The following is a 24,850-nucleotide window of genomic DNA, read 5'->3' on the forward strand; positions in this document are numbered from 1 at the left end:
GATGGTGAGGAGGTGGCGGTGGACGCGGAGGAGTCCTTCGCACGGTACGTGCGGGAGCGGACCGCGGCGTTGTCGCGGATCGCGTACCTGCTGACCGGCGACGCGCATCTGGCCGAGGACCTGGTGCAGGAGACGCTGCTGGGCCTGGTCGGCCGCTGGTCGCGCATCGCGGCCGGCGGCGACCCGGACCCGTACGTGCGGCGCGCGCTGTACCACCAGCACGTCTCCTTCTGGCGGCGCGGACGGCGGCGGCCGGAGCTGGTGCCCGAGGCGGCGGACCGGCCGATCCCCGACTCGACCGCGACGGTCGCCGACGGCCTGACGCTGCGCCGGGCGCTGGCCCGGCTGGCCCCCGGGCAGCGGGCGGTCCTCGTGCTGCGCTTCTACGAGGACCGCACCGAGCAGGAGACCGCCGAGCTGCTCGGCTGCCGCGTCGGGACGGTCAAGAGCCAGACCCGCGACGCGCTGGCCCGGCTGCGCCGCTTCGCCCCCGAACTCGTCGAGCTGGACTTCTCCCGGACGGAGGTCGGACGATGACGCGGACCGAGCCGGAGCAGCTCCGGCTGAGGCTGGTGATGGCGGACGAGGCCGACCGCATGCCCGCGTCCCGCGTGCCGGAGGACCTCTGGCGCCGCGGGCGCCGCCGCCACCGGCGCCGGATCGGCGCCGCCGTCGCCGCGGTGCTGGCCGTGGTGCTGGCGCTGCCGGTCGCGCTGACGTCCGGCCCGCCGGCGCCGGCCGGTGCGCCCGCCGGGGGTGCGGTGCCGGGCCGGGTGTTCGACCCGTGGGTGTGGCAGGCGCCGGTCGCCCAGTCCCCGGCGGGCCCCGCGGCGGTGCTGCTCAGCGGCTCCGGTCACCGGGCCGGCCTCGGCTCGGTGGACCTGCCCGGGACGTACGGGTCCAAGATCGCCTCGGTGGGCCGGGACGGGTCGTACCGGATGCTGCGGTACGCGGACACCTACCTGCAGGTGGGCCAGGACGTGATGCTCTCGCCCGACGGCCGCCTCGTGGCCGGCCCGGACTCGGTCGAGGTCCACCTGGGGCCGGGCCGCGGGTCGGGCCGGCTGAGCGTCGTCGACCTCGTCACCGGCCGGGCGCGGCACTTCACGGACCTGCCCGCCGACGTCCCGGTCGCCTGGAAGCCCGACGGCACGGCACTGCTGCTGTGGCAGCAGCCGGCCTCCCAGCCGATCATGGACGGGCTGACGCCGCCGTACGACGGCAACGAGGCCCGGTACGGGTACGCGGGCGGCTCGCTGTGGCTGCTCGACCTGGCCACGGGCGCCACGCGGAAGCTCATCGACCTCGGCGGGGCGGTGTTCGAGCCGATCAACTCGGCCGCGTTCGCCCCCGACGGCCGCCACCTGGTCGTGCAGCGGGACCGCGAGCTGGTCCTCGTGGACACGTCCGACGGCAGCTCACGGACGCTGAGCACCCTCGAGTCGGCCACCCAGCGCCTGGCCGGCGCCGGCGCGTTCACGCCCGACGGCGCCCGCATCGCCCTGTTCGACCTGCAAGGCTGCACCGAAGGCTGCACGAACAGCGTGCGGAACCGGCGGTTCTGGCAGCTGTCGACGCTCGACGTCGCCACCGGTGATCTCGCGTTCCGCCCCCGGTTCGATCCCGTATCCGGGGCGGCGGCGCGCGTGGCCGGCTGGCAGCGCGACGGGACCGCGGTGGTGGTCGCGTACCGGGACCAGGAGGACGACGGCACCGGCTCGGCGGCGTACGACCTCCCGGTCGCGTACCGGACCGTCTCGGCGGCCGACCTGCTCGCACTCCATCGCGGCGGCGGCACGACCCGCCTGATCCAGCCGGACGGCGTGGACGTCTGGGACATCGACGTCGCGCACGACCTGCTGCTCGACGGCCGGTTCGGCGGCCCGTCCCCGGACCCGGCGGCGTTCCCGGCCGCGTCCTGGCTCTACTGGGTGACGCTCACGCCGGCGGTTCTGCTGCTCCTGGTCGCCGGGCTGATCGTGCGGGCCGTGCGCCGCCGGCGGTCAGTGGCCGGCCACCTCGGTCGAGGCGCGCGGGACCAGCCGGCACGGTAGGGCGCGCTGGCCCGCGATCGGCTCGCCGTTGATGGCGGCCAGGAGGAGCTCGGCGGCGGTGCGGCCGATGCCCTCCAGGTCCATGTCCACGCTGGTCAGCTGGGGCCGGCTGGCCTCCACCATCACGTCCCAGTTGTCGAAGCCGACGAGGGCCACGTCACCGGGGATGGAGCGGCCGGCCTCGCGCAGCGCCTCGGCCACGCCGCGGGCGATCTGGTCGCTGCCGCAGAAGACCGCGTCGATGGGCGTGCCCGTGGACAGGAGGATGCCGGCGGCCTGGCGGCCCCACGCCTCGCTCCACTCGCCGTGCAGGGTCGGGGTGGCGAGGTCCAGGTCGTGCGCGGCGAGCGTCTCCGCGGTCGCGGCCGCCCGCACGCGGGCCGAGTGGTGGTGCTCGGGGCCGGTGACGTGCGCGATGCGGCGGCGGCCGATGGCCAGCAGGTGCCGCACGGCGCGGCGGGCACCGTCGGCCTCGTCCGGTACGACCGAGCAGTCCTCGGGATTCGACGAGCTGATGAACGCGTAGACGACCGGCACCGGCAGCCCGGCCGCGATCGGCGGGCGGGCCTGGGTGCGCCGGCCGGTGACGATGATGCCGTCGACCTTGCGGCTCAGCAGGGTGCGCAGATAGTACTGCTCCCGGATCGAGTCGTCGCGGGCGTCGCACAGCAGCACCGAGACCTGCCCGGCGCCGAGGGCGTCCTCCGCGCCGATCATGAGCGGGATGCTGAACCGGCCGATGCTGTCGGTGGTGATCATGCCGACGGTGTAGGTGCGCCCGGTCTGCAGGCCCCGGGCGGCGGCGTTGGCGATGAAGCCGAGCTGGTCGGCGGCCTGCTGCACGCGCAGGCGGGTCTCGGCGCGCAGCGAGCCGCGGCCGTTGAGCGCCTTGGAGGCGGTCCCGGTCGAGACCCCGGCTAGGGCCGCCACCTCGCTGATCGTGGCCGGCCGGACGACGTTGCTCAGAACAGCCCCCAAAAACGTTGCCGTGAAAGTTTCCGAGTTTCCTTGCGGTGTGACTGTAACGGCGCCTTGACAGCCCGACAAGCCCCTCCTAACTTCAAGGCAATCGTTTTCCGCGACTTTCCTAACACCCCACCGAGGAAAACCGCCATGACAGTTTCCGTATCCCGAGCCGCCGCCGCTCTCGCATTGTCCGCCTGCGTCCTGGCCGCCTGCTCGACCACGAGCGGCACCCCCGACACCGGGTCGGCCGCCGGCGGCACCTACACGATCTGGGACCCCTACCCGCAGTTCGACGACAGCGCCGACTGGGTCAAGCTGCTGCAGAAGTGCGGCACCGACGCCGGCGTCACCGTCAAGCGCACCGCCTACGACACGAGCGACCTGACGAACAAGGCGCTGCTCGCCGCGCAGCAGGGCAACTCCCCCGACGTGCTCATCGTCGACAACCCGGTGGTGTCGACCCTCGCCGACGCCGGCGTGCTCACCACCACCGAGGAGATGAAGGTCGACACCGCCGCCGTCGAGCCGAACCTCCTCGCGGCCGGGCAGATCGGCGGCAAGACCTACGGCATCCCGATCGGCGCCAACACCCTCGCGCTGTACTACAACAAGGCGGTGCTCGCCGCGGCCGGCGTCGACCCGGCGGCGGTGAAGGACTGGGCGTCGCTGACGGCCGCGCTGGGCAAGGTGAAGGCGACCGGCAAGAAGGGCATCACGTTCTCGGCCATCGGTACCGAGGAGGGCTCCAGTTCCTGCCCTGGTTCTGGGGCGCCGGCGCGAACCTCACCAAGCTCGACTCGCCCGAGGGCGTCTCCTCCCTGCAACTGTGGACGGACTGGCTCAAGAACGGCTACGCGCCCAACTCGGTCATCGGCAACACGCAGACGACGAGCTGGCAGGAGTTCGCCACCGGCCAGTTCGCGTTCGCCGAGAACGGCACGTGGCAGCTGGGCAACGCGAAGAAGGCCGGCTTCGAGTACGGCATCATCCCCATCCCCGCGAAGGCCGGCGGCACCGCGCCCGCCCCGACGGGCGGCGAGTTCGTGACGGCGCCGGTGCAGAAGGACGCCGCGCGGTACACCACCACCCAGAAGCTCATCGCGTGCCTCAGCAGCACCGAGAACGCGCTCACCACCGACACGACGCTGTCCTACATCGCGGCGACCGACGCCGTGCAGGCCAAGCAGGTCGCCGCGAACGCCGAGCTGAAGGTCTGGGTCGAGGCGGTCAAGGCCGCCAAGGGCCGCACCAGCGACAACCTCGGCACGAAGTACCCGAAGATCTCCCAGCCGATGTGGACCGCCGTGCAGGCGGCCCTGAGCGGCTCGAAGTCCCCGGCCGACGCCATGGCCGCGGCCGCCAAGTAGATGCACCGGACCCGCGACGGGCGGTGGGCCGCGTGGGCGTTTCTGACGCCCGTCGCGGTCTACCTGCTCGCCTTCTACGCCTACCCGCTGTACCGCAACCTCGACCTGAGCCTGCGCGACTACACCGTGCGCTCCTTCGTGCGCGGCGACGCGCCGTTCATCGGGCTCGGCAACTACGCCACCGTGCTCGGCGACCCGGTGTTCTGGCCGGCGGTCTGGCACACCGCGGCGTTCACCGGCGTCTCGCTGCTGTTCCAGTTCTCCATCGGCATGGCCCTGGCCATCTTCTTCCACCAGCACTTCCCGCTGTCGGCGACGCTGCGCGCGCTGTTCCTGGTGCCGTGGCTGCTGCCGCTGATCGTCTCGGCGTCGACGTGGTCGTGGATGCTCAACAGCGACTCGGGCATCGTCAACGCGGCCCTGCGCCTGACCGGCGCCGACCCGGTCAACTGGCTCACGTCGCCGGCCTGGTCGCTGGCCTCGGTGACGCTCGCCAACATCTGGATCGGCATCCCGTTCAACCTGGTCGTGGTCTACAGCGGCCTGCAGGCGATCCCGGCCGAGATCTACGAGGCCGCCGCGCTGGACGGGTCCCGGCCCTGGAGCACGTTCTGGCGCATCACCTTCCCGCTGCTGCGGCCGGTCTCGGCGATCACGCTGCTGCTCGGGCTCATCTACACGCTCAAGGTCTTCGACATCATCTGGATCATGACCAAGGGCGGCCCGGCGGACGCGTCCACCACCCTGGCGACCTGGTCCTACCGGCTCGGCTTCGGCAACCTGCTGCCCGCGTTCGGCCCGGGCGCGGCCGTGGGCAACCTGCTCATCGTCGTCGCGATGGTCTTCGGCCTCGTCTACATCAGGACCCAGCGATGAGATTCAAGACCGCGATCGGCGTACTGCTCACCGCCGTCATGCTGTTCCCCGTCTACTGGATGGTGAACGTGTCCCTGACCCGGGACACCGACATGCGCGACGACCCGCCGCACCTGTTCCCGCTGCACGGCACCCTCGAGGGGTACCGCGCGGTCCTCGACCAGCAGCTGCCGTACCTGGGCAACAGCCTGCTCATCGGCCTCGGCACCGTGGCCCTCACGGTCGCCGTGTCGGCACCGGCCGGCTACTCGCTGGCCCGGCTGCGCCCGCCCGGCGCCCGCGTGCTCAGCTTCGTGCTGCTGGTCGCCCAGATGATCCCGAGCATCATCATGGCGATGGGCTTCTACGCCATCTACCTGCGCCTCGGGGTGCTCAACAGCACGGCCGGGCTGATCCTGGCCGACTCGACGATCGCGGTGCCGTTCGGCGTGCTGATCTTCACCGCGTTCATGTCCGGCATCCCGGCGGAGCTGACCGCCGCGGCCCGGGTCGACGGCGCGGGCCCGTGGCGCACCTTCTGGTCGGTGATCCTGCCGGTGAGCCGCAACGCCGTCGTCACCGTCAGCCTGTTCGCGTTCCTGTGGGCGTGGTCGGACTTCGTGTTCGCCACCACCCTGGACGGCGGCGGCACCCAGCAGCCGATCACCCTCGGCATCTACCACTACATCGGCAACAACAACCAGCAGTGGAACGCCATCATGGCCACCGCGGTGGTCGCCTCCATCCCCGCGACGCTGCTGCTCATCGTGGCCCAGCGGTACGTGGCCGCCGGCGTGACCGCCGGCGCGGTCAAAGACTGAGAACAAGGACCCCGCATGCACAACACCTCCCTCGGCCCCGCCGTGCCCACCGACCGGGCGATCAGTGCGCTGCGCCCCCTGCCCGCCGACGCCGTCCGCTTCGACCGCGGCGGCCTGCTCGGCGGCTGGCAGGAACGCAACCGCGCGGCCACGCTGCCGCACTGCGTCGAGCAGCTGCACGCGCACGGCAACCTCGACAACCTGCGCCGGGTCACGGGCGACTTCGACGGCCCGCACCGGGGCTACTGGTTCGCCGACACCGACGTGCACAAGACGCTCGAGGCCGCGCTGTGGGACGGCGGGTTCCCGTCGTTCGTGGCCGAGACCGCGCAGCTGCTGGCGAAGGTCCAGGACCCCGACGGGTACCTGGTGTCGTACTTCCAGGCGGGCGAGCGGCACCGCCAGTGGGCCGAGCTGCCGTCCAGCCACGAGATGTACACCGCCGGCCACCTCGTGCAGGCGGCGGTCGCCGGGGCCCGCTGCGCCCCGGACGACCCGGCGGCCCAGCAGCTGCTCGGGGTCGCGCGCCGCTTCGCCGACCTGCTCGTCGAGCGCTTCGGGGCCGGCGGCGAGGAGGCGGTGGACGGGCACCCCGAGATCGAGACCGCGCTCGTCGAGCTGTTCCGCGTCACCGGGCACCGGCCTTACCTGGACCTCGCCGCCCTGCTCGTGGAGCGCCGCGGCCACGGGCTGCTCGGCCCGGAGAGCCGGTTCGGCCAGCGCGCCTACTACCAGGACCACGTGCCGGTGCGCGACGCCCCCGAGGTCACCGGGCACGTCGTGCGGCAGGTGTACCTCCTCGCCGGCGCCGTCGACGTGGCCGTCGAGACCGGCGACAGCGAGCTGCTGCGGGCCGCCGAGCGCCTGTGGGACTCGGCGATGGAGTCCAAGACCTACCTCACCGGCGGGCAGGGCTCCCGGCACCGCGACGAGGCCTTCGGCGACCCGTACGAGCTGCCGCCGGACCGCGCCTACGCCGAGACGTGCGCCGCGATCGGCTCCTTCCACTTGGCCTGGCGGCTGCTGCTGGCCACCGGCCGCGCCCGCTACGCCGACGAGATGGAGCGGCTGCTGTGCAACGGCATCGCCGGCAGCACCGCGCAGTCCGGCACCGCGTTCTTCTACTCCAACCCGCTGCAGCTGCGCACCGGGCACGACGGCTCGGACGAGGACGCCCCGGGCGCCCGGCTGCCGTGGTACCGCTGCGCCTGCTGCCCGCCGAACCTCGCGCGGCTGATGGCGTCGCTGCACACCTACGCGGCCACCGGCGGCGACCACGGCCTGCAGCTGCATCTGTACTCCCCCGGCACCTGCACCGCCGGCGGCCACACGATCTCCGTGGCCACCGAGTACCCCTGGGACGAGACCGTCGCACTGACGTTCACGGAGGCCACCGGCGAGCCCTGGACGCTCACCCTGCGCGTGCCCTCGTGGTGCACCGACGCCCGCGTGACCGTCAACGGCGCGCCAATGTCCTTTGTGGAGGATGGCTGGATCCGTCTCGAACGCGTCTGGAAGGCCGGCGATCGGGTCGAGCTCGTCCTGCCCATGCCGCCCCGGCTCGTGCGCCCTCACCCGCGGGTCGACGCCGTCCGGGGCACCGCCGCCCTCGCCCGCGGCCCGATCGTCTACTGCCTCGAGCACGCCGACGTGCCCGGCCGCTACTTCGAAGACCTCTACCTCGACCCCGAGGCCCCGATCGAGCTCAGGCGCGACCATCCGCTCGCCCCGGTCGCGCTGTCCGTTCGGGACTTTGCGGCCCTCATCCCCTATTTCCTGTGGGCCAACCGCGGCCCCGGACCCATGCGGGTCTGGATTCCGCTCATCCCATAACACCCCCGAAAACACCCCGAGGTGATGCAGTGCGCATCCGAACAGCCGCCGCCACGGCGATCCTGACCACCCTCGTCACCACCGGCGTCTTCGCCGGCCCGGCCCACGCGGCCGGCAACACCCTCACCGTCAACGTCGGCACCGTCGTGCGGCCCGTCACCCAGGTGGCGTCGGGCGGCCTCTACGGCGTCGACACCGGCACCAAGCCGCCGCTGGCCCAGCTGTACCCGCTGCGGATGAACCACTTCACCCAGCCCCCGCCCGGCGGGCAGCAGCTCGGCAACGGCGCCACCCAGCCCTGCTGCGACGGGCTGCAGGTCGCGGGCAAGGTGACCAGCGCCGGCGCGCGGCAGTTCTACCGGCTGCCGGACATCTACCCGAACTTCCCGTACCGCTGGGTCAGCTGGGCGGACTGGGAGTCGAAGGTCCGCACCATGGTGCAGGCGCGGGTCAACGCGACCGGCGTGACCAACGTCGACGGCTACGAGCTGTGGAACGAGCCCGACTGGACGTGGAACACCGCCTCGGCGGGCTCGTTCAACGCCGGCTGGACCCGCACCTTCCAGCTCGTACGGTCGCTGGACTCGGTGACCCCCATCGTCGGGCCGAGCCACTCGGTCTACAACCACGGCTGGATGGTGGACTTCCTCACCAACGCGAAGAACACGAACACGGTGCCGGACGTGATCGTCTGGCACGAGCTGGACAACGACAGCTACCTCAACGTCGGCGCGCACGTGGCCGACTACCGGGCGATCGAGTCGTCGCTGGGCATCTCCCCGCGGCCGATCTCGATCAACGAGTACGCCTCGCCGAGCCAGGTCGACATCCCGAGCGTGGCCGTGCACTACATGGCGGTCTTCGAGCGGTACGGCATCCGCGACGCCGAGCGCGCGTACTGGTACGAGGCCGGCACGCTCAACGGGCTGCTCTACAACAACGCGCCGACGGCGTCCTACTGGGCCTACAAGTGGTACGGCGACATGGCCGGCAACATCGTGCAGACGGTGCCGGGCTCCTGGCTGGAGGGGGTCGCCGCCTACGACCCGACCCGCAAGTTCGTCAACGTCGTCTTCGGCGGCGACAGCGGCGCCAACACCGTGCGCGTCACCGGCCTGGGCGCGCTCGGCTCCCAGGTGCGGGTGACGCTCTCGCGCACGGGCACCACCGGCCGCACCACGAACCAGAGCGCGCCGACGACGGTGTCCACCGCCACCTACACCGTCTCCGGCGGCGCGATCAGCGTGCCGGTGAGCGGGATGGACGCGTGGGCGGCCTACCAGCTGCTCATCACGCCCACGTCCGGGATCGCGACCTGGCAGCAGCGGTACGAGGCCGAGAACGCGGCGGTCGTCAACGCCAACCGGTTCTCGTCCTCCTCGGCGTCGGCGGGTGGCTACGTCGGGCAGATCGACGGCTCGGCCAACAGCCGCAACGACGCGTTCGTGGACTTCATCGTCAACGTCCCGCAGACCCGGTCGTACACGATGAACATCCGCTACGCGAACGGGACGGGCGCGACCGCGACACAGGGCCTGGCGTACAACGGCGGCGGCTGGTCGACCGTCAGCTACCCGGCGACGGGCGCGTGGGGCTCGTTCGGCGCGTCCGTGAACGTGTCCGTCTCGCTCAACGCGGGGTACAACACCATCCGCCTCGCGAAGGGTGCGCCGTCCTTCGCGGGCGGCACCGGCTACGCCGAGCTGGACGCGATCACGCTGTCGTGAGGTGCCGGGCGCTCCGGCTCCCCGCCGGAGCGCCCGTTCACTTCTGGGCCGCGATCTGGATCAGGTTGCCGCAGGTGTCGTCGAACACCGCAGTGGTCACGGGCCCCATGTCGGTCGGCGGCTGGGTGAACACCACGCCGGCGGCGACCAGCCGGTCGTATTCGGCCTGGACGTCCTCGACCGCGAAGGACGTCCACGGGATGCCGTCGCTGACGAGGGCCTCGCGGAACGGCGCGACGGCGGGGTGCCCGGAGGGCTCGAGGACCAGCTCGACGCCGTCGGGCTGGTCGGCGGAGACGACGGTGAGCCAGCTGACGCCGCCGCCCATGGGGATGTCGGTCTTCTTCACGAAGCCGAGGATTTCGGTGTAGAAGCGCAGGGCCGCGGCCTGGTCGGTCACGAACACGCTCGCCAGGTTGATTCGGATCGTCACCCCGACAGCATAGGCAAGTCGCGGCTTGCCTATCAAGCCCGGCACACTTCCGGAGCATGACGACGCCGTTCACCCTGACGTTCGACTGCGCCGCGCCGGGCGCGCTGGCCGCCTTCTGGTGCGAGGCCCTCGGCTACGTCCCGGCCGCCCCGCCCGCCGGGTTCGACAGCTGGGAGCAGTGGCTGGTCCGCTTCGAGGTGCCCGAGGACGAGTGGGACGACGGCGCCGCGATCGAGGACCCGAGCGGCGCCGGCCCGCGGATCTCGTTCCTGAAGGTGCCGGAGCCGAAGACCGCGAAGAACCGCATCCACCTCGACGTGCAGGTCGGCGGCGGACGGGCGGCCCCGTGGGAGGAGCGCTGGCCCAAGGTCCGGGCCAAGGCCGACCGGCTGATCGCGGCCGGCGCGACCGAGCAGGCCGTGTTCGACCTCGAGGGCCGCCCCGACCACGTCGTGCTCCTCGACCCGGAGGGCAACGAGCTCTGCGTCGTGTGAACGTCATCCGCCCGTACCCCCGGTGATAGACGCCTGTCACTGCCGGGGTCGAGGGTCAGGTCCATGACGATCACTCGCCGGGCCTCCCTGGCCCTCGCGGCGGCGCTGCTGGCCGGCGCCGCCATCGCCACGCCGGCCCAGGCCGCGCCCGCGGCGACCTGGGAACGGTCGCTCGGTCTGGCCTACGCCACCAACTTCCGCGACGTGGGCGGCTACGCCACCGCCGACGGGCACACCGTGCGCACCGGCGTGGTGTTCCGGTCCAACAAGCTGTCCAACCTCACCGCCGCCGAGTGGCAGACCGTCGTCGCCCACGGGATCACCCGCGACGTCGACCTGCGCAACGCGGTCGAGCGCTCCGACGAGCCCGACCACGCGCCGGCCGGGGTGGCCTACCAGGTCGCCGACGTCGCCTCGCTCAGCCACGGCATCCGCTTCCACGACAACGCGGCGCTGACCCTGGCGGCGGCGATCGCGGCCGGGCTGCTCTCGGGCTCCTCCGACCTCGGCCAGTCGATCGGCTACCCGTTCATGGTGAACTTCGTCGGCGCCGACTACGCCTTCCGCGACACGCTGCGCGCGGTCGCGACCAACACCTCGGGCGGGGTGGTGTACCACTGCTCGGCCGGCAAGGACCGCACCGGCTGGGCCACGGCGGTGCTGCTGACCCTGCTGGGCGTGCCGATGGCGACGGTCGAGGCCGACTTCCTGCTGAGCAACACCTACCTGGGCCGTTCGGACGCGGTGCAGGTGGCCTGGCTGCGGGCCGCCTTCGCCGAGATGAACCACATCTACGGCAGCTTCACCGCGTACCTGCACAGCGGCCTCATGCTCACCGACGCCGACATCGCCGCCATCAAGGCGCGCCTGCTGGTCTGACACCCGCCAAGCACCGGCCGCGTCGGCGAGTTCCAGCGTCGCCGGCGAGGCCGCTGCGCGGCCCATCGGCTACGGTCTCCGGGCTACGCGAACGCCGCCGGGTGGAAAATGACGCCGGTTGCCTGCGCGCCGGGACCCGACGGGAAGTCTTCAACGGCCCGCCGCTGCGCGACGCGTGCCGTAGCGCGACCGGAAGGCAACCGAGGCAGCCGGCAGGCGGTCTCGATCCTCTCCGCGGCGAGCCGCACCATCTTCGGCGTGCCGAGCCGCTCGTACGAACAGGGCTGGACGTCAGCGGCGACACGGTGGACCAGGGACACGCGGATGCTGTCGCTCTGCAAGACGGCCGTCCCGGACTGGAGCCCGACGTCGTGCGGCATGACCGCGACGCTGGTCGACGGCACGGTCGCCGGAGCGAGGCATCGTGCGGCCGCACGTCGTCACCGTGCGGCCGCTCGGCACGAGCGTCCATGAGCCGCGAGCCTACGAGACGCTGCAGGCGGCGCCGTTCAGCGTGAAGGACGCCGGGCGGGCGTTGGCGCCGGTGTACGTCGCATTGAAGCCGGCCGACTGCGACGCGCCCGGGGCCAGCGTGCCGTTCCACGCTTCGCTCTTCGCGGTCACCGCCGCGCCCGACTGCGTCCACGTGGCCGACCAGCCCTGGGACACCTTCTGGTTGCCCGGGAACGTGAAGCCCAGCGTCCAGCCGTTGATCGTGGTGCTGCCCGTGTTCTTCACCGACACGGTGCCGGTGAAGCCGCCGCCCCAGTCGTTCACCGAGTACGTCACGGCGCACGCGGCCGACGGCGGCGGCGTGCTCGTCGGCGGCGGCGTGGTCGTGGCCGGCGGGGTGGTCACCGTCGCCGCGGCCGAGGCCGGGCCCGTGCGGCCCGCCGAGTCGACGGCCACCACGGTGTAGGAGGTGGTCGTGTTCGGGGTCAGGCCGGTCAGCTGGTAGGCGGTCGACGCGACCGTGGCCAGCAGCGTGTCGCCGCGGTACACCCGGTAGGACACCGCGGCCGTGCCCGTCGCCGGGGCGGTCCACGTCAGCGTGGCCGAGGTGCTGGTCACGGCCGAGACCGCGGGGGTGCCCGGCTGGCCCGGCGCGCTCGGCGGCGGCGTCGTGGCATACGTCAGGCCGTAGCCGTAGGCGAACAGCGGCGTCTTGCCGTCGCCGTCGTTGATCGGCTCCTGCGACGCCGACTGCATCCACGTCATCGGCAGCTTGCCCGTCGGGGCGTAGTCGCCGAAGAGCACGTCGGCCACGCCGGCACCCTCGGTGCCGGGCAGCCACGCGGCGACCAGGCCGCTCCAGTCCGGCAGCTGCGCGGCGATGTCCAGCGGGCGGCCGGAGACCAGCACGACCACCACCGGCACGCCGGAGGCCTTGAGGGTGTTGAGGGTCGCGAGGTCGGTCGCGTCGAGACCGAGCGAGTTCGGGCGGTCGCCCTGGCCCTCGGCGTAGGGCGTCTCCCCGATCACCGCGACGGCGACGTTGTAGCTGCGGTCGATGCCGGATCCCGACGCGTTGTACGTCACCGTCGCCGACGACCCGGCCGAGGCGCGAATGCCCTGCAGGATCGTGGTGCCCGGCGTCGTGTTGCCGGACGCGCCCTGCCAGCTGACGGTCCAGCCGCCGCTCTGCAGCCCGATGTTGTCGGCGCTCTTGCCGGCCACGAAGATCTTGCCGCTCCTGGCCAGCGGCAGCACCCCGGTGTTCTTGAGCAGCACCTGCGACTCGCGCACGGCCTGCCGGGCGACGGTGCGGTGCGCGGCGTTGCCGACGGTGCCGGTCAGCGTCCGGTCGGCGAACGGGTGCTCGAAGAGCCCGAACTCGAACTTCTTCGTGAGGATCCGGCGCACCGCGTCGTCGATGCGGGCCGTGGTGACCCGCCCGGCCTGGACCTCGCCGCGCAGGACGTCGATGAACTGCTTCCACGCGGTCGTCACCATCACCATGTCGATGCCCGCGTTGACCGCCCGGCGGACCTCGGAGGCGGTGAAGCCCTCGCCGCCCTCGATCTGGTCGATGCCGTTCCAGTCGGACACGACGAACCCGTCGAAGCCCAGCTCGCCCTTCAGCACGCCGTTGAGCAGGTAGTCGTTGCCGTGCAGCTTCTGCCCGTTGAACGAGGAGAAGGAGACCATCACCGAGGCCACGTGCCGGCGGATCGCCTCCTGGAACGGCGGCAGGTGCACGGCCCGCAGCTCGGCCTCGGAGATCTGGGTGTCGCCCTGGTCGACGCCGCCGGTGGTGCCGCCGTCGCCGACGTAGTGCTTGGCCGTCGCGAGCACGCCGCCGGACTGGTACCCATCGATGATCGTCGCCATCGACACGGGCAGCTCGGGCTTCTCCCCGAACGACTCGTAGGTGCGGCCCCAGCGGTCGTTGCGGGCCACGCACACGCACGGCGAGAACGTCCAGTGCACCCCGGTGCCCTTGACCTCGTCGGCCGTGGCCCGGCCGACCTGCTGGGCCAGGGCGGGGTCGCGGGTGGCGCCGAGGCCGATGTTGTGCGGGAAGATCGTCGCGCCGACGACGTTGTTGTGCCCGTGCACCGCGTCCGACCCGTAGAGGATCGGGATCTTCAGCGGGGTGGCGAGGGCGCCGCGCTGGAAGGCGTCGGTCATGTCGGCCCAGGCGCTCGCGGTGTTCGGCGAAGGAGCGGAGCCGCCGCCGGACAGGATCGAGCCGAGCCGGTAGTTGGTGACGTCGGCGGCGGACGCGGAGCCGCGCTCGGCCTGGGTCATCTGCCCGAGCTTCTCGTCGAGGCTCATCCGCGACATCAGGTCCGCGACCCGCTGTGCGACGGGCAGGCTCGGGTCGAGATAGGGCTCGGCGGCCGCGGCCGGCAGCACGCCGACGAGCGTGGCGGCGGCGGCCGAGAGGGCGGCGAGGGCGGCGATGAGGGCTGGGCGGCGCATGCCCCGGACCTTAGGCTGGGGGTACGACAGTTTTTGGCCGGTCGATGGGTAGGGGACCTGAACGTGCAGCTCAGGGCGATGGTGGCGGTGTAACATTCATCGACGCCCAGTCGCAGATGGCCTGTAGCGGCCCCTCGAGCGTCTTGCCGAGCGGGCTGAGGGCGTATTCCACGTGCTGCGGCGCGGACTCCTTCAGCACCCGCCGCTCGACCAGCCCGTCGGCCTCCATGCCGCGCAGGGTCTCGGTCAGCACCTTCTGCGTGATGCCGGGGACGCGCCGGCGCAGCTCCGCGTGCCGCTGCGGCCCCGCGGCCAGGGCGTAGATGAGCAGGACGCGCCACTTGGCGGCGAGCCGCTCGAGGGCCTGCCGCGTCGCGCACGTCTCGTCGAGGACGTCGGGGATCACCAGCGCCATCGGTCCTCCGGCCGGCATGGGCACCGCAAAGTGCCTTCTTCATCGGTACCGCCGGCAAGCCTATCGTCGCCCCATGGCAGTACACCTTGCAGCACTTGCATTTGTCAGTGAAGGCATAGCGCTCGGCGGGCACCTGCGCATCCCCCGCGCCGAGCGGCCGCTTCCGGCCCTCGCGGTCACCGGCCCGTTCACCGGGGTCAAGGAGCAGGTCGCGGGCACGTACGCGCAGCGGCTCGCCGAGGCCGGGTTCGTCACGCTCGCCTTCGACCACCGCGGCTTCGGGGCCAGCGGCGGCCGGCGAGGTCACGAGGACACCCAGGGCAAGCTCGCCGACCTGCGCGCCGCGGTCTCCGCGCTCGCCGCCCACCCGGCCGTCGACCCGGACCGCATCGGGCTGCTGGGCGTGTGTCTCGGCGGCGGCTACGCGGTGCGGGCGGCGGCCCAGGACCCGCGCGTGCGGGCGGTAGCCGGGATCGCGGGCGGCTACAACAGCCCCGAGCACTCCGACGGCTACCGCGCCGCCCTGCGCGCCTTCGTCGAGCACTACGACGAGCTCATCCCGGCCGTGGCGGAGGACGGCGGGGAGGCGGCCATGGGCGGCGACGAGCCGTGGGCCTACTACGGCACCGCCCGCTCAGCCGCCCCGACCTGGGAGAACCGGGTGACCCGCGGCTCGCTGCACAGCCTGATGACATTCGACGCGCTCGGCGCCGCACCGCTGCTGGGCCGCACCCCACTGCTCGTCGTGCACGGCAAGGTCGACGCCTACTGCTCCCCGGACCTCGCCGCCCGCCTGTTCGAGCGGGCGGCGGGTCCGAAGCGCATCGAGTGGCTCGACTGCGAACGGCACATCGACCTGTACGACAACGAGCCCCACGTCGCCCACGCGGCGAAGACGACCGCCGACTTCTTCGCCGAGCACCTTTAGGGGCCCCGCCCGGCCGATCGTGCCGGCACCATCGGCAGAACGCGGCCTACACATCGCGGCGAACCAGGAGCCAGCCGAGCACCCTTACGCCCCGCCCCGGCCGATCGCACCGGCACCATCCGCAGAACGCGGCCTACACATCGCGGCGCACCAGGAGCCAGCCCGAGCACCCTTACGCCCCGCCCCGGCCGATCGCACCGGCACCATCCGCAGAACGCAGCCTACGCATCGCGGCGCACCAGGAGCAGCCAGCCGAGCACCAGCGCGCCCAGCGCCCACAGCCCCAGCACCCCGAGCCCGGCCCAGGGCCCGATCGGCAGCGCCGCCAGGTCCTTCGTGGCCTGCACCGCGGCGCCGGCGGTCCCCGGGCCGAGCTGGTCGAGCCGCCGCGACCACGCCTTGTCGGTCACCGCGCGGGCGACGATCGGCCACGCGTACAGCAGCGCCAGCACGATCCCGGCCGCGCCCGCCGGACTGCGCACCGCCGCGGCCAGGCCGAGCCCGAGCAGCGCGACGAGCTCGAGATACAGCACCGACCCGACCACCGGCCGCCACACGAACGCGTGCGCGGGTAGCAGCGCCCGGCCCGCGAGCACCGACCCGGCGACGCCCGCGACCGCCGCGACCGAGGTGGTCGCGAGCAGCACCAGCGCCTTGGCCGCCAGCAGCCGGGTGCGCCCGGGCACGGCGGCGAGACTGACCCGCATCATGCCGGTGGTGTACTCGTTGCCGATCACCAGCGCCGCCAGGATCGCGACCACGGCCTGCCCGAGCTGCACCCCGGTCAGCGAGACCTTCGGAAGGTCGGCGGTGCAGCCGGCCCGGCACGACACGGCCACCGCGGCGAGGGCGCTCAGCGCGATCGTGGCCGCCGCGACCCCCACCAGCAGCCACCAGCTGCCCGGCGACGTGCGCAGCTTCGTCCACTCGGCGTGCACGGCGGCCCTCATGCGTCCCTCCGCCGCAGCCGGTACCCGGCGCCGCCGAGCACCACCGCGACCCACACGGCGAGCACGGCCAGCCCGCCCCACGCCGGCAGCGGAAAGTACCCGTCCGCGGGCGAGTAGATGTTGTCGACCTGGTCCCAGCGCGGCTCGCTCTGCTGCAGCGCGAACGCCGCGGCCGGGGTCACCCGCAGCAGCCAGTCGCTCGCGCGCAGCGGCAGCACCGTGACCGACAGCAGATAGGGCAGCACGATCACGACGATCGAGACGGTGACCGCGGTGACACCCTTGCGCAGCAGCGCCCCGAACCCGGCCGCGAGCGCCGCGCACAGGGCCAGCAGCAGCGCGGTGCCGGCCACGACCCGCACCTGGGTCGCCGCCGAGGCGTAGGCGACCGCGGCCCCGTTGCCGCGCAGCACCTGCGGGCCGAAGGCGACCACGACCGCGGCCGCGGCCAGCCCGAGCCCGAACACGGCGCCGCCGAGCACGAGCGCCTTGGCGGTGAGCAGGTGCAGCCGGCGCGGGGCGGCGGCGAGCGAGGTGCGGATCAAACCGCGGCGGTACTCCCCCGCGACGAACACGGCCCCGACCACCACCACGAACATCAGCCCGAGGAAGGTCCCGACGAGCGTCTGGCTGATCGTCACGCTGCCCCCCGCCGCGCCCGAGACCGCGGGCGCGATGTCCCCGGAGCCGGTCACCGTCCAGCCGTCCGCGGTCGGCGCGGCGCCCGTCTGCGGCCCCTGCGAACGAGCCCGCGCGCCGTCCGGCGCACCGGTTCCGGCCGGCTCCGGCCCCGCGCCGCCGGGCGGGCCCTCCCAGTCCGCCGAGAAGGTGCCGGTCGTCGCCGGATGCTCGAACGTGCCGGTGGCAGTGCTCGGCGCGCCGGAGACACCGGAGAGCACGACGGACTCGTTGACCTGCTCGGAGTATTGCGGCGAGGTCGCGAACATCCCGGCCGTGACGGTCGCCGGCAGCCCCGGCAGCCGGGCCGAGCCGACCGCCACCCACGCCGTGCCGTCGGCGGACTTCTCGGCCGTGACGGTGTCACCGGCGCGGGTCAGGCGCAGCCACACCGGCTGCGGCTTGACCTTCGCGCCGGGGTCGAGGCCCTCGTCGTGCACGTAGTTCCACTGCAGCCGCACCCCGTGCTCGCCGGTCAGCATCACCGCCGCGTACGCGGAGCCGGCCTTCGTCCCGTCCTTGATCATCAGGCCGGCCTTGGCCCACGGCGCGAGCCCGTCGCGCGCCTGCTCGCCGTCGAACGTCGGCAGCCGCCCGGTGAGGTCCGCGACCCGGGCGGTGATGCTGCCGTCGCCGGTGAGGGTGCGGTGCACGTAGGTGAACTGGTCGGCGACCGCCTGCCCCTCGGGCCCGTGCGCCGGAGTGCAGTCAGAGACGTCGCAGGAGCCGCCGCGGCTGGGCGTGAGGCCGAGCGCGAGGATGACCGCGGCCCCGGCGAGCAGGCCGAGCACCCAGCCGCGCACGGTGCGCAGCTTCGTCCACTCGGCGTGCAGGACGCGTGCGAAGGTCATCGCGCCTCCCCGGGGGCGGCGGCGCGGAACTCGACCGCGTCGCGGGTCAGGTCGAGGTAGGCGTCCTCGAGCGTGGCGCGGTGCGCGGAGACCTCGGAGAACGGCACGCCCGCCGCGGTCAGCCGCGCGATGACCTCCTCGGCGGCCACGCCGGTGACCGTGAGCGTGCCGTCGCCGTTGGGCAGGACCGAATCGGCATGCTCCCGCAGTACAACAGAAGCCCGGTCGATCGCGGAGGAGCGCACGACGATCCTCCCGTTGGCGGCCCCGGCCAGCAGCTCGGCCACTCCCGCGTCGGCGATGACGCGCCCGCGGCCGACCACGACCACGTGGTCCGCGGTCCCCTGCAGCTCGCTCATGAGGTGGCTGGAGACGAGCACGGCCCGGCCCTCGCGGGCCAGGTCGCGCAGGAACGTCCGCATCCAGATGATGCCCTCGGGGTCCATCCCGTTGAACGGCTCGTCGAGCATCAGCGCGGGCGGGTCGCCGAGCAGCGCCGCGGCGATCCCGAGCCGCTGGCGCATGCCGAGGCTGAAGCCGCCGGCCCGCCGCCGTCCGACGCCGCCGAGGCCGGCCAGCTCCAGCACCTCGTCGGCGCGGCGGCCCGGCAGGCCCTGCGAGTGGGCGAGCCACAGCAGATGGTTGCGGGCGGTCCGGCCCGGCTGCAGCGCCGCGGCGTCCAGCAGCGAGCCGAGGTGGCACAGGGGCCGGGCGAGGCCCCGATACGGCCGACCGCCGACGAGCGCGCGTCCCTCCTCGGCCGCGTCGAGCCCGAGGATCACCCGCATGGTGGTCGACTTCCCGGCCCCGTTCGGCCCGACGAACCCGGTGACGCGCCCGGGCCGCACGGTGAAGGTCATGTCGTCGAGGGCCAGGTTGGGGCCGAACCGCTTGCGCAGCCCGTCGACGGTGATGGTGGCGTCATGCATGGTTCGGTTCTACGCGGCGGGCGGTGACAGCCCGGTGTCGTCGGCTGTCACCGCGCTGACACCGGCGGCCTGGCATCGTGGACGCATGCGCGTGCTCGTCGTGGAAGACTTCGAGATCCTGGCCCGGACCATCGGCACCGGCCTGCGGCGCGAGGGCCTGGCCGTGGACGTGGTCCTCGACGGGGCGGAGGCGCTGGAGAAGCTGGCGGTGACGCGGTATGACGTCGTCATCCTCGACCGCGACCTGCCCGGCGTCGCCGGCGACACGGTGTGCCGGCACATCGTCGAGCGCCATCAGGCCAGCCGGGTGCTCATGCTGACCGCCGCGGGCACCGTCCGCGACCGCATCCAGGGCCTCGGCCTCGGCGCCGACGACTACCTGCCCAAGCCGTTCGACTTCGACGAGCTCGTGGCCCGCATCCGGGCCCTCGCCCGCCGCCCGACCACGGCGCTGCCGCCGGTGCTGACCGTCGGCGACCTGACCCTCGACCCCGCCCGGCACGCCGCCACCCGCGGCGGGCGGCGGCTGGAGCTGAGCCCGAAGGAGTTCGGTGTGCTGGAGTGCCTGATGGCCGCCGGCGGCCGCCCGGTGTCCGCCGAGGAGCTGCTCGAGCGCGTCTGGGACGAGGCCGCGGACCCGTTCACGACCGCGGTGAAGACCACGATCCGGCGGCTGCGGGGGCGCCTGGGCGACCCGCCCGTCATCCACACCGTGCGCGAGGCCGGCTATCGGGTCGGTCCGGCATGAGGTGGCGCATAGAGTGGCTCATGAACTGGCTTACGAACTGGCGCATGAACTGGCGCTGGACGGTCCGCCGCCAGCTGACGTTCCTCTATGCGGGCCCCTTCCTGGTCTCCGGCCTCGTGCTCCTGCTCATCCCGCTGCTCGGGACGAGGGTGTCGTCGCCGGTCGGCGATGGTCAGGCCCCGCTGGGCGGCATCGAGTCGGAGCAGACTCCCGCGTTCATCAAGCTCGTGGTGTTCTCGATGTTCTCCATGCTGGTCATCGCAGTCGTCCTCGGCTGGCAGGTCTCCGGCCTCTTCCTGCGCCCGCTGCGAATCATGATCGACACCGCCCGGGACATCTCCGCCACGAACTTGCATCGCCGGCTCGGCGAGATGGGCCGCAGCGACGAGTTCGCCGAGCTGGCCGAGACCCTCGACGACCTGTTCGCCCGCCTCGAGGCGTCCTTCGCGGCCCAGCGCCGTTTCGTCGCGAACGCCTCGCACGAGCTGCGCACGCCGCTGACCGCCCAGCGCGCCCTGCTCCAGGTGACCCTCGCCGATCCCGAGGCCTCCCCCGCCGACCTGCGTGCGGCCGCCCGCGAAGTGCTGACGCTCGGCGAGTCCCAGGCGAGGCTGATCGACTCGCTGCTGACCCTGGCGACGGGCGAGCAGGGCGTGGAGGACGCGCTGCCGCTGGACCTGGCCGACGTGGCCCGCCGCGTCCTGGCCGACCGCCCGCTCGAGGGCCTGACGCTGACCGCGAGCCTGGGCGCGGCCCCGGCGAAGGGCGCCGCGGACCTGGTGGAGAGCCTGGTCGCGAACCTCGTCGACAACGCCGCGAAGCACAACGTGCCGGGCGGCACGGTGACGGTCACGACCGGCGTGACCGGCCGCCGCGCGACGCTGAGCGTGCAGAACACGGGCCCCGTCGTGCCGGAGGATGAGCTGGACCGCCTCTTCCAGCCGTTCCAGCGCCTCGGCGCCCAGCGCGTTCGCACGACGAAGGACGGCTACGGCCTCGGCCTGGCCATCGTCCGGGCCATCGCGAACGCCCACCACGCCGACCTCACCGCGACCGCGCCACCCGGCGGCGGCCTCCGAGTCACCGTCACGTTCCCATGAGCCCGCCCAGCCCGATCGAGCACCAGAAGCCACCGCGACCGCACTGCCCGGCGGGGGCCTCTGAGTCACCGTCACGCTGCTCTGAGCCCGTCCGGGCCGGTCGAGAGAACCAGGCGCCGCGCTCGAACGCGTGCAGGTCGCCTCCGCCGGCCGGCAAGCCCCGGCGGCCGATCTCAAGGCCTTCCGGGCGGACCAGCCACCGCGGCGCCGGCGTGGACGGTGATGAGCCGCCGCCCGGCTCGTCGTGCGCCCGCACCGCGAGCGCGCGGCAGTCGAGCCCGACGCCGAACGCCTCGGGCCCCGGCGGTCCCAGCCGTGCCGGTCGCCCGGGCCGAGATGCCCACGGTGCCCCCTGGGCACGACGGGCAGGGGTGGCACTTCGAGGCGCCGCTTCCCGCTTCGGTGGTCCCGGTCGCTCACGGGCGCCGGTGGCGCTCACGCAGGCGCCACGCACCCCGCCAGGTACTCGCCCGTGAGCGTGGAACGAGCCCTCGAAGACCACCGTGTCCGTGGCGCCGCTCACGCGGGCGTCACGTAGCCCGCCAGGTGCTCGCCCGTAAGCGTGGAACGAGCCTTGACCAGGTCGGCGGGCGCGCCCCCGAAGGCGCCGCTCACACAGGCGCCACGCACCCCGCCAGGTGCTCGCCCGTGAGCGTGGAACGAGCCTCGACCAGATCGGCGGGCGCGCCCCCGAAGGCGCCGCTCACACAGGCGCCACGCACCCCGCCAGGTGCTCGCCCGTGAGCGTGGAGCGTGCCCTCGAAGGCGCCGCTCACGCGGGCGTCACGTAGCCCGCCAGGTGCTCGCCCGTGAGCGTGGAACGAGCCTTGACCAGGTCGGCGGGGGTGCCCTCGAAGACGACTGTGCCGCCGTCGTGGCCGGCGCCGGGGCCGATGTCGATGATCCAGTCGGCCGAGGCCATCACCGCCAGGTGGTGCTCGATGACGATCACCGACTTGCCCGCGTCGACCAGGCGGTTGAGCAGGCCCAGCAGCTGCTCCACGTCGGCGAGGTGCAGGCCGGTGGTCGGCTCGTCGAGAACGTACACGCCGCCCTTCTCGGCCATGTGGATCGCGAGCTTCAGGCGCTGGCGCTCGCCGCCGGAGAGCGTGGTCAGGGGCTGGCCGAGGCTGATGTACCCGAGGCCGACGTCGGCCAGGCGGGACAGGATCGTGTGCGCGGCCGGGATGCGCGACTCGCCGGTCGCGAAGAACTCGTGCGCCTCCGTGACCGGCATCGCGAGGACCTCGGCGATGTTGCGGCCGCCGAGGCGGTACTCCAGGACCGACGCCTGGAAGCGCTTGCCCTCGCACTCCTCGCAGATCGTGGCGACGCCGGCCATCATGGCCAGGTCGGTGTAGATGACGCCGTTGCCGTTGCAGTTCGGGCAGGCGCCCTCCGAGTTCGCGCTGAACAGGGCCGGCTTCACCCCGCCCGCCTTCGCGAAGGCCTTGCGGATCGGGTCGAGCAGGCCGGTGTACGTCGCCGGGTTGCTGCGCCGCGAGCCGCGGATCGCGCCCTGGTCGACGGAGACGACGCCGGCGCTCTTGGGGATGGAGCCGTGGATGAGCGAGCTCTTGCCGGAGCCGGCGACGCCGGTGACGACCACGAGCACGCCCAGCGGGATGTCCACGTCCACGTCGCGCAGGTTGTGCGTGTTCGCGCCTCGCACCTGCAGGAAGCTGGAGGGCTTGCGGAACTGAGGCCGCAGTCCGGCTCGATAGTCCAGGTGGCGGCCGGTCAGGGTACCGCTGCGGCGTAGTCCTTCGACGGTGCCCTCGAAGCACACCGTGCCGCCGGACCCGCCCGCGCCGGGGCCGAGGTCGACGACGTGGTCGGCGATCGCGATCGTCTCGGGCTTGTGCTCGACCACGAGCACGGTGTTGCCCTTGTCGCGCAGGCGCTGGAGCAGGCCGTTCATGCGCTGGATGTCGTGCGGGTGCAGGCCGACGGTCGGCTCGTCGAAGATGTACGACACGTCCGTGAGCGACGACCCGAGGTGCCGGATCATCTTCGTGCGCTGGGCCTCACCGCCGGACAGGGTGCCCGACGGCCGGTCGAGGGAGAGGTACCCGAGCCCGATCTCCACGAACGAGTCCAGCGTCCGCTGGAGCGTGCCCAGCAGCGGCGCGACCGAGCGGCCCTCGATGCCGCGCACCCACTCGGCCAGGTCGCTGATCTGCATCGCGCACGCGTCGGCGATGTTCACCCCGCCGATGCGCGAGGCGAGCGCGGCCTGGTTGAGCCGGGTGCCGCCGCACTCGGGGCAGGCGGTGAACGTGACCGCCCGGTCGACGAAGGCGCGCAGGTGCGGCTGGAGGGCCTCCTTGTCCTTCTGCAGGAAGGCCTTCTGCACGCGGGGCACGAGCCCCTCGTACGTCATGTTGATGCTCTCGACCTTGACCTTCACCGGCTCCTTGTAGAGGAAGTCGTGACGCTCCTGCTCGGTGTAGTCCTTGATCGGCTTGTCCGCGTCGACGAACCCGGACGCGGCGAAGATGCGCACCAGCCAGCCGTCGACGGTGTACCCGGGGACCGTGATCGCGCCCTCGGCGAGCGACTTGTTCTTGTCGAACAGCTCGTCGAGGTCGATGTCGGTCACGTTGCCCATGCCCTCGCAGCGGGGGCAGGCCCCGGCGGGCACGTTGAAGCTGTAGTGGAACGCCGGCCCGGCGCTCGGCTCGCCCAGCCGGCTGAACACGATCCGCAGCATGGCGTTGGCGTCCGTCGCGGTGCCCACGGTGGAGCGGGAGTTCGCGCCCATCCGCTCCTGGTCGACGATGATGGCCGTGGTCAGCCCCTCGAGGAGGTCGACGTCGGGCCGGGCGAGGCTCGGCATGAAGCCCTGCACGAACGCGCTGTACGTCTCGTTGATGAGCCGCTGCGACTCCGCCGCGATCGTGCCGAAGACGAGCGAGCTCTTGCCGGACCCGGACACGCCCGTGAACACCGTGAGCCGGCGCTTGGGGATCTCGACGCTGACGTTCTTCAGGTTGTTCTCGCGGGCCCCGTGGACCTGGATGAGGTCATGACTGTCGGCGACATGCACCGAGCCACCCTAACCGGGCGCGGTCACGATGGCATGCACCTTCTGCAGGAACGACTCGGCGGCGGCCCGGTCGACGGTGCGGCCGGCGTCGCGGCTCTCGGCGTGGCTCGCGAGCGCGGCGCGGATCACCGGGGCCTCGGACGGCAGGTGCTCGGCGGCCCACGCGGCGGCGGCGCGCTTGGGTGACCAGGTGTGCTCGGCGTGGTACCGCAGCGCCCGGCAACCGTTGAGCACCGCGTTGTCGCCGTGGTCCGTGAGGCCGGCGAGCTGGGCGGCGACCGACTCGGCGACGACCGGCAGGAGCACGCGCGGGCGCACGCGGGTCACGAGGCCGGGGAAGGGCGGGCCGATGAGCGCGCGGCGCTGCTGGCGGACCATGTCGCGGTCGATCGGGTACCAGAAGGTGAGCCCGTCGCCGGGGCCGGTCTCGGCCTTCGGCGGCAGCTGCGCGCCCGTGTTCAGGTTGAGCGCGAATCCGGCCTCGGTGGAGAGCCCGGCCAGGGTGGCCCGGTCGTACAGGACGAACTCGAGGCCGGCGGCGGGGCACGGCAGCCGCCCGTGGTCCAGCGCGGCGGTGACGGCCGCGATCTCGGCCGGTGCCGGGCGCTCGGCGACGGCCAGCAGGTCGACGTCGCTGCGGCCGGGGACATAGGCGTCGAAGGCGAGCGAGCCAGCCGGGTACACCCCGACGAGCCGGCCGCCGAAGATGCCCTGGAGGCGGCCGACGACCGCGCCGAGGTATCCGTCGAGTGTGCTCACCGCTCAGTTGTAAACCCTGCGGGCCACTCTCGGACCACTCTGTGCTGCGGGCGGGCCGGGTCGAGGGGTCCCCGACCTCGGCCACCGCT

22 protein-coding genes and 1 pseudogene are annotated in these 24,850 nt (G+C 72.9%); 13 read left to right on the top strand and 10 right to left on the bottom strand.

Annotation, left to right across the window (positions count from 1 at the left end; all coding sequences use genetic code 11):
• Window positions 1-18 precede the first annotated feature (18 nt).
• Together AC6JBM_RS16690 and AC6JBM_RS16695 are read left to right on the top strand one after the other, a co-directional pair.
• Window positions 19-537, top strand: coding sequence for a SigE family RNA polymerase sigma factor (locus AC6JBM_RS16690; protein WP_497986476.1), 519 nt, complete (start codon window positions 19-21; stop codon window positions 535-537).
• The gene (locus tag AC6JBM_RS16695; RefSeq protein WP_497984505.1) at window positions 534-2,054 is read left to right on the top strand and encodes a TolB family protein; all 1,521 of its coding nucleotides are present in this window, start codon (window positions 534-536) and stop codon (window positions 2,052-2,054) included. Before AC6JBM_RS16690 ends, AC6JBM_RS16695 begins: the two co-directional genes overlap by 4 nt.
• Here the strand turns inward: AC6JBM_RS16695 and AC6JBM_RS16700 are convergent.
• On the bottom strand, window positions 2,004-2,984 hold the full coding sequence (locus AC6JBM_RS16700) for a LacI family DNA-binding transcriptional regulator (protein ID WP_497984506.1): 981 nt from the start codon (window positions 2,982-2,984) through the stop codon (window positions 2,004-2,006). The two genes, AC6JBM_RS16695 and AC6JBM_RS16700, sit on opposite strands and share 51 nt — an antisense overlap.
• Window positions 2,985-3,167: 183 nt before the next feature.
• On the opposite strand from AC6JBM_RS16700, the pseudogene AC6JBM_RS16705 reads away from it, so the two are divergent.
• The 6 genes and pseudogenes from AC6JBM_RS16705 to AC6JBM_RS16730 all read left to right on the top strand — a co-directional run.
• A pseudogene (locus tag AC6JBM_RS16705) lies at window positions 3,168-3,686 on the top strand (extracellular solute-binding protein); the annotation flags it as partial.
• Between the two features lie 86 nt (window positions 3,687-3,772).
• Window positions 3,773-4,387 carry an extracellular solute-binding protein gene (locus AC6JBM_RS16710; protein WP_497986477.1) on the top strand — a complete coding sequence of 205 codons (615 nt, stop codon included), beginning with the start codon at window positions 3,773-3,775 and terminating at the stop codon, window positions 4,385-4,387.
• Entirely contained in the window at window positions 4,388-5,263 is an 876-nt protein-coding gene (locus AC6JBM_RS16715; RefSeq protein WP_497984507.1) for a carbohydrate ABC transporter permease, read from the top strand.
• Window positions 5,260-6,063, top strand: coding sequence for a carbohydrate ABC transporter permease (locus AC6JBM_RS16720; RefSeq protein ID WP_350626056.1), 804 nt, complete (start codon window positions 5,260-5,262; stop codon window positions 6,061-6,063). The genes AC6JBM_RS16715 and AC6JBM_RS16720 overlap by 4 nt, the downstream gene beginning before the upstream one ends.
• 15 nt (window positions 6,064-6,078) lie before the next feature.
• Window positions 6,079-7,896, top strand: coding sequence for a glycoside hydrolase family 127 protein (locus tag AC6JBM_RS16725; RefSeq protein WP_497984508.1), 1,818 nt, complete (start codon window positions 6,079-6,081; stop codon window positions 7,894-7,896).
• A 29-nt stretch (window positions 7,897-7,925) separates the two neighbouring features.
• A complete protein-coding gene (locus tag AC6JBM_RS16730) occupies window positions 7,926-9,623 on the top strand; it encodes a CBM35 domain-containing protein (RefSeq protein WP_497984509.1) in 1,698 nt (565 codons plus the stop codon).
• A 37-nt stretch (window positions 9,624-9,660) separates the two neighbouring features.
• Here AC6JBM_RS16730 and AC6JBM_RS16735 read toward each other — a convergent pair whose 3' ends face one another.
• Window positions 9,661-10,050 carry a VOC family protein gene (locus AC6JBM_RS16735; protein ID WP_350626096.1) on the bottom strand — a complete coding sequence of 130 codons (390 nt, stop codon included), beginning with the start codon at window positions 10,048-10,050 and terminating at the stop codon, window positions 9,661-9,663.
• Between the two features lie 62 nt (window positions 10,051-10,112).
• Here AC6JBM_RS16735 and AC6JBM_RS16740 point away from each other — a divergent pair, with 62 nt between their 5' ends.
• Both AC6JBM_RS16740 and AC6JBM_RS16745 read left to right on the top strand, forming a co-directional pair.
• Complete coding sequence (locus AC6JBM_RS16740) at window positions 10,113-10,550, top strand: VOC family protein (RefSeq protein ID WP_497984510.1); 438 nt, start codon at window positions 10,113-10,115, stop codon at window positions 10,548-10,550.
• Window positions 10,551-10,613: 63 nt separating this feature from the next.
• A complete protein-coding gene (locus tag AC6JBM_RS16745) occupies window positions 10,614-11,429 on the top strand; it encodes a tyrosine-protein phosphatase (RefSeq protein WP_497984511.1) in 816 nt (271 codons plus the stop codon).
• Window positions 11,430-11,512: 83 nt separating this feature from the next.
• On the opposite strand, the gene AC6JBM_RS16750 is transcribed toward AC6JBM_RS16745, so the two are convergent.
• The 3 genes from AC6JBM_RS16750 to AC6JBM_RS16760 form a co-directional block, all read right to left on the bottom strand.
• Window positions 11,513-11,809: a hypothetical protein gene (locus AC6JBM_RS16750; protein WP_497984512.1), complete on the bottom strand. Its 297-nt coding sequence runs from the start codon at window positions 11,807-11,809 to the stop codon at window positions 11,513-11,515.
• A 103-nt stretch (window positions 11,810-11,912) separates the two neighbouring features.
• On the bottom strand, window positions 11,913-14,354 hold the full coding sequence (locus AC6JBM_RS16755; protein ID WP_497984513.1) for a glycoside hydrolase family 3 N-terminal domain-containing protein: 2,442 nt from the start codon (window positions 14,352-14,354) through the stop codon (window positions 11,913-11,915).
• A gap of 70 nt (window positions 14,355-14,424) precedes the next feature.
• Window positions 14,425-14,769, bottom strand: coding sequence for a winged helix-turn-helix transcriptional regulator (locus AC6JBM_RS16760; RefSeq protein ID WP_497984514.1), 345 nt, complete (start codon window positions 14,767-14,769; stop codon window positions 14,425-14,427).
• A gap of 16 nt (window positions 14,770-14,785) precedes the next feature.
• Between AC6JBM_RS16760 and AC6JBM_RS16765 the strand changes: the two genes are divergently transcribed.
• On the top strand, window positions 14,786-15,697 hold the full coding sequence (locus tag AC6JBM_RS16765) for an alpha/beta hydrolase (RefSeq protein ID WP_497984515.1): 912 nt from the start codon (window positions 14,786-14,788) through the stop codon (window positions 15,695-15,697).
• 221 nt (window positions 15,698-15,918) lie between these two features.
• On the opposite strand, the gene AC6JBM_RS16770 is transcribed toward AC6JBM_RS16765, so the two are convergent.
• Genes AC6JBM_RS16770 through AC6JBM_RS16780 form a run of 3 tightly spaced genes read right to left on the bottom strand, consistent with a single transcriptional unit; the run spans window position 15,919 to window position 19,105 of the window.
• Window positions 15,919-16,647, bottom strand: a complete 729-nt coding sequence (locus tag AC6JBM_RS16770) for an ABC transporter permease (protein WP_497984516.1) — start codon at window positions 16,645-16,647, stop codon at window positions 15,919-15,921.
• A complete protein-coding gene (locus AC6JBM_RS16775) occupies window positions 16,644-18,176 on the bottom strand; it encodes an ABC transporter permease subunit (protein WP_497984517.1) in 1,533 nt (510 codons plus the stop codon). Before AC6JBM_RS16775 ends, AC6JBM_RS16770 begins: the two co-directional genes overlap by 4 nt.
• Window positions 18,173-19,105: an ATP-binding cassette domain-containing protein gene (locus AC6JBM_RS16780; RefSeq protein ID WP_497984518.1), complete on the bottom strand. Its 933-nt coding sequence runs from the start codon at window positions 19,103-19,105 to the stop codon at window positions 18,173-18,175. The genes AC6JBM_RS16775 and AC6JBM_RS16780 overlap by 4 nt, the downstream gene beginning before the upstream one ends.
• Window positions 19,106-19,190: 85 nt before the next feature.
• Here AC6JBM_RS16780 and AC6JBM_RS16785 point away from each other — a divergent pair, with 85 nt between their 5' ends.
• Both AC6JBM_RS16785 and AC6JBM_RS16790 read left to right on the top strand, forming a co-directional pair.
• On the top strand, window positions 19,191-19,853 hold the full coding sequence (locus AC6JBM_RS16785) for a response regulator transcription factor (RefSeq protein ID WP_497984519.1): 663 nt from the start codon (window positions 19,191-19,193) through the stop codon (window positions 19,851-19,853).
• Window positions 19,854-19,873: 20 nt separating this feature from the next.
• Entirely contained in the window at window positions 19,874-20,953 is a 1,080-nt protein-coding gene (locus AC6JBM_RS16790) for a sensor histidine kinase (protein WP_497984520.1), read from the top strand.
• 772 nt (window positions 20,954-21,725) lie between these two features.
• Here AC6JBM_RS16790 and AC6JBM_RS16795 read toward each other — a convergent pair.
• Both AC6JBM_RS16795 and AC6JBM_RS16800 read right to left on the bottom strand, forming a co-directional pair.
• Window positions 21,726-24,002 carry an ATP-binding cassette domain-containing protein gene (locus AC6JBM_RS16795; RefSeq protein WP_497984521.1) on the bottom strand — a complete coding sequence of 759 codons (2,277 nt, stop codon included), beginning with the start codon at window positions 24,000-24,002 and terminating at the stop codon, window positions 21,726-21,728.
• Window positions 24,003-24,011: 9 nt separating this feature from the next.
• Window positions 24,012-24,761, bottom strand: a complete 750-nt coding sequence (locus AC6JBM_RS16800) for an aminoglycoside adenylyltransferase domain-containing protein (RefSeq protein ID WP_497984522.1) — start codon at window positions 24,759-24,761, stop codon at window positions 24,012-24,014.
• Window positions 24,762-24,850: the final 89 nt, after the last annotated feature.

The sequence above is a fragment of the Dactylosporangium thailandense genome (assembly GCF_059739745.1).

Bases quoted from the DNA above. Each gene is read 5' to 3' on its own strand.
- AC6JBM_RS16770 (WP_497984516.1), bottom strand. From the start codon at position 16,647: ATGAGGGCCGCCGTGCACGCCGAGTGGACGAAGCTGCGCACGTCGCCG.
- AC6JBM_RS16750 (WP_497984512.1), bottom strand. From the start codon at position 11,809: ATGCCGCACGACGTCGGGCTCCAGTCCGGGACGGCCGTCTTGCAGAGC.
- AC6JBM_RS16755 (WP_497984513.1), bottom strand. From the start codon at position 14,354: ATGCGCCGCCCAGCCCTCATCGCCGCCCTCGCCGCCCTCTCGGCCGCC.
- AC6JBM_RS16745 (WP_497984511.1), top strand. From the start codon at position 10,614: ATGACGATCACTCGCCGGGCCTCCCTGGCCCTCGCGGCGGCGCTGCTG.
- AC6JBM_RS16765 (WP_497984515.1), top strand. From the start codon at position 14,786: ATGGGCACCGCAAAGTGCCTTCTTCATCGGTACCGCCGGCAAGCCTAT.
- AC6JBM_RS16775 (WP_497984517.1), bottom strand. From the start codon at position 18,176: ATGACCTTCGCACGCGTCCTGCACGCCGAGTGGACGAAGCTGCGCACC.
- AC6JBM_RS16715 (WP_497984507.1), top strand. From the start codon at position 4,388: ATGCACCGGACCCGCGACGGGCGGTGGGCCGCGTGGGCGTTTCTGACG.
- AC6JBM_RS16790 (WP_497984520.1), top strand. From the start codon at position 19,874: ATGAACTGGCTTACGAACTGGCGCATGAACTGGCGCTGGACGGTCCGC.
- AC6JBM_RS16720 (WP_350626056.1), top strand. From the start codon at position 5,260: ATGAGATTCAAGACCGCGATCGGCGTACTGCTCACCGCCGTCATGCTG.
- AC6JBM_RS16725 (WP_497984508.1), top strand. From the start codon at position 6,079: ATGCACAACACCTCCCTCGGCCCCGCCGTGCCCACCGACCGGGCGATC.
- AC6JBM_RS16740 (WP_497984510.1), top strand. From the start codon at position 10,113: ATGACGACGCCGTTCACCCTGACGTTCGACTGCGCCGCGCCGGGCGCG.
- AC6JBM_RS16785 (WP_497984519.1), top strand. From the start codon at position 19,191: ATGCGCGTGCTCGTCGTGGAAGACTTCGAGATCCTGGCCCGGACCATC.
- AC6JBM_RS16695 (WP_497984505.1), top strand. From the start codon at position 534: ATGACGCGGACCGAGCCGGAGCAGCTCCGGCTGAGGCTGGTGATGGCG.
- AC6JBM_RS16760 (WP_497984514.1), bottom strand. From the start codon at position 14,769: ATGGCGCTGGTGATCCCCGACGTCCTCGACGAGACGTGCGCGACGCGG.
- AC6JBM_RS16780 (WP_497984518.1), bottom strand. From the start codon at position 19,105: ATGCATGACGCCACCATCACCGTCGACGGGCTGCGCAAGCGGTTCGGC.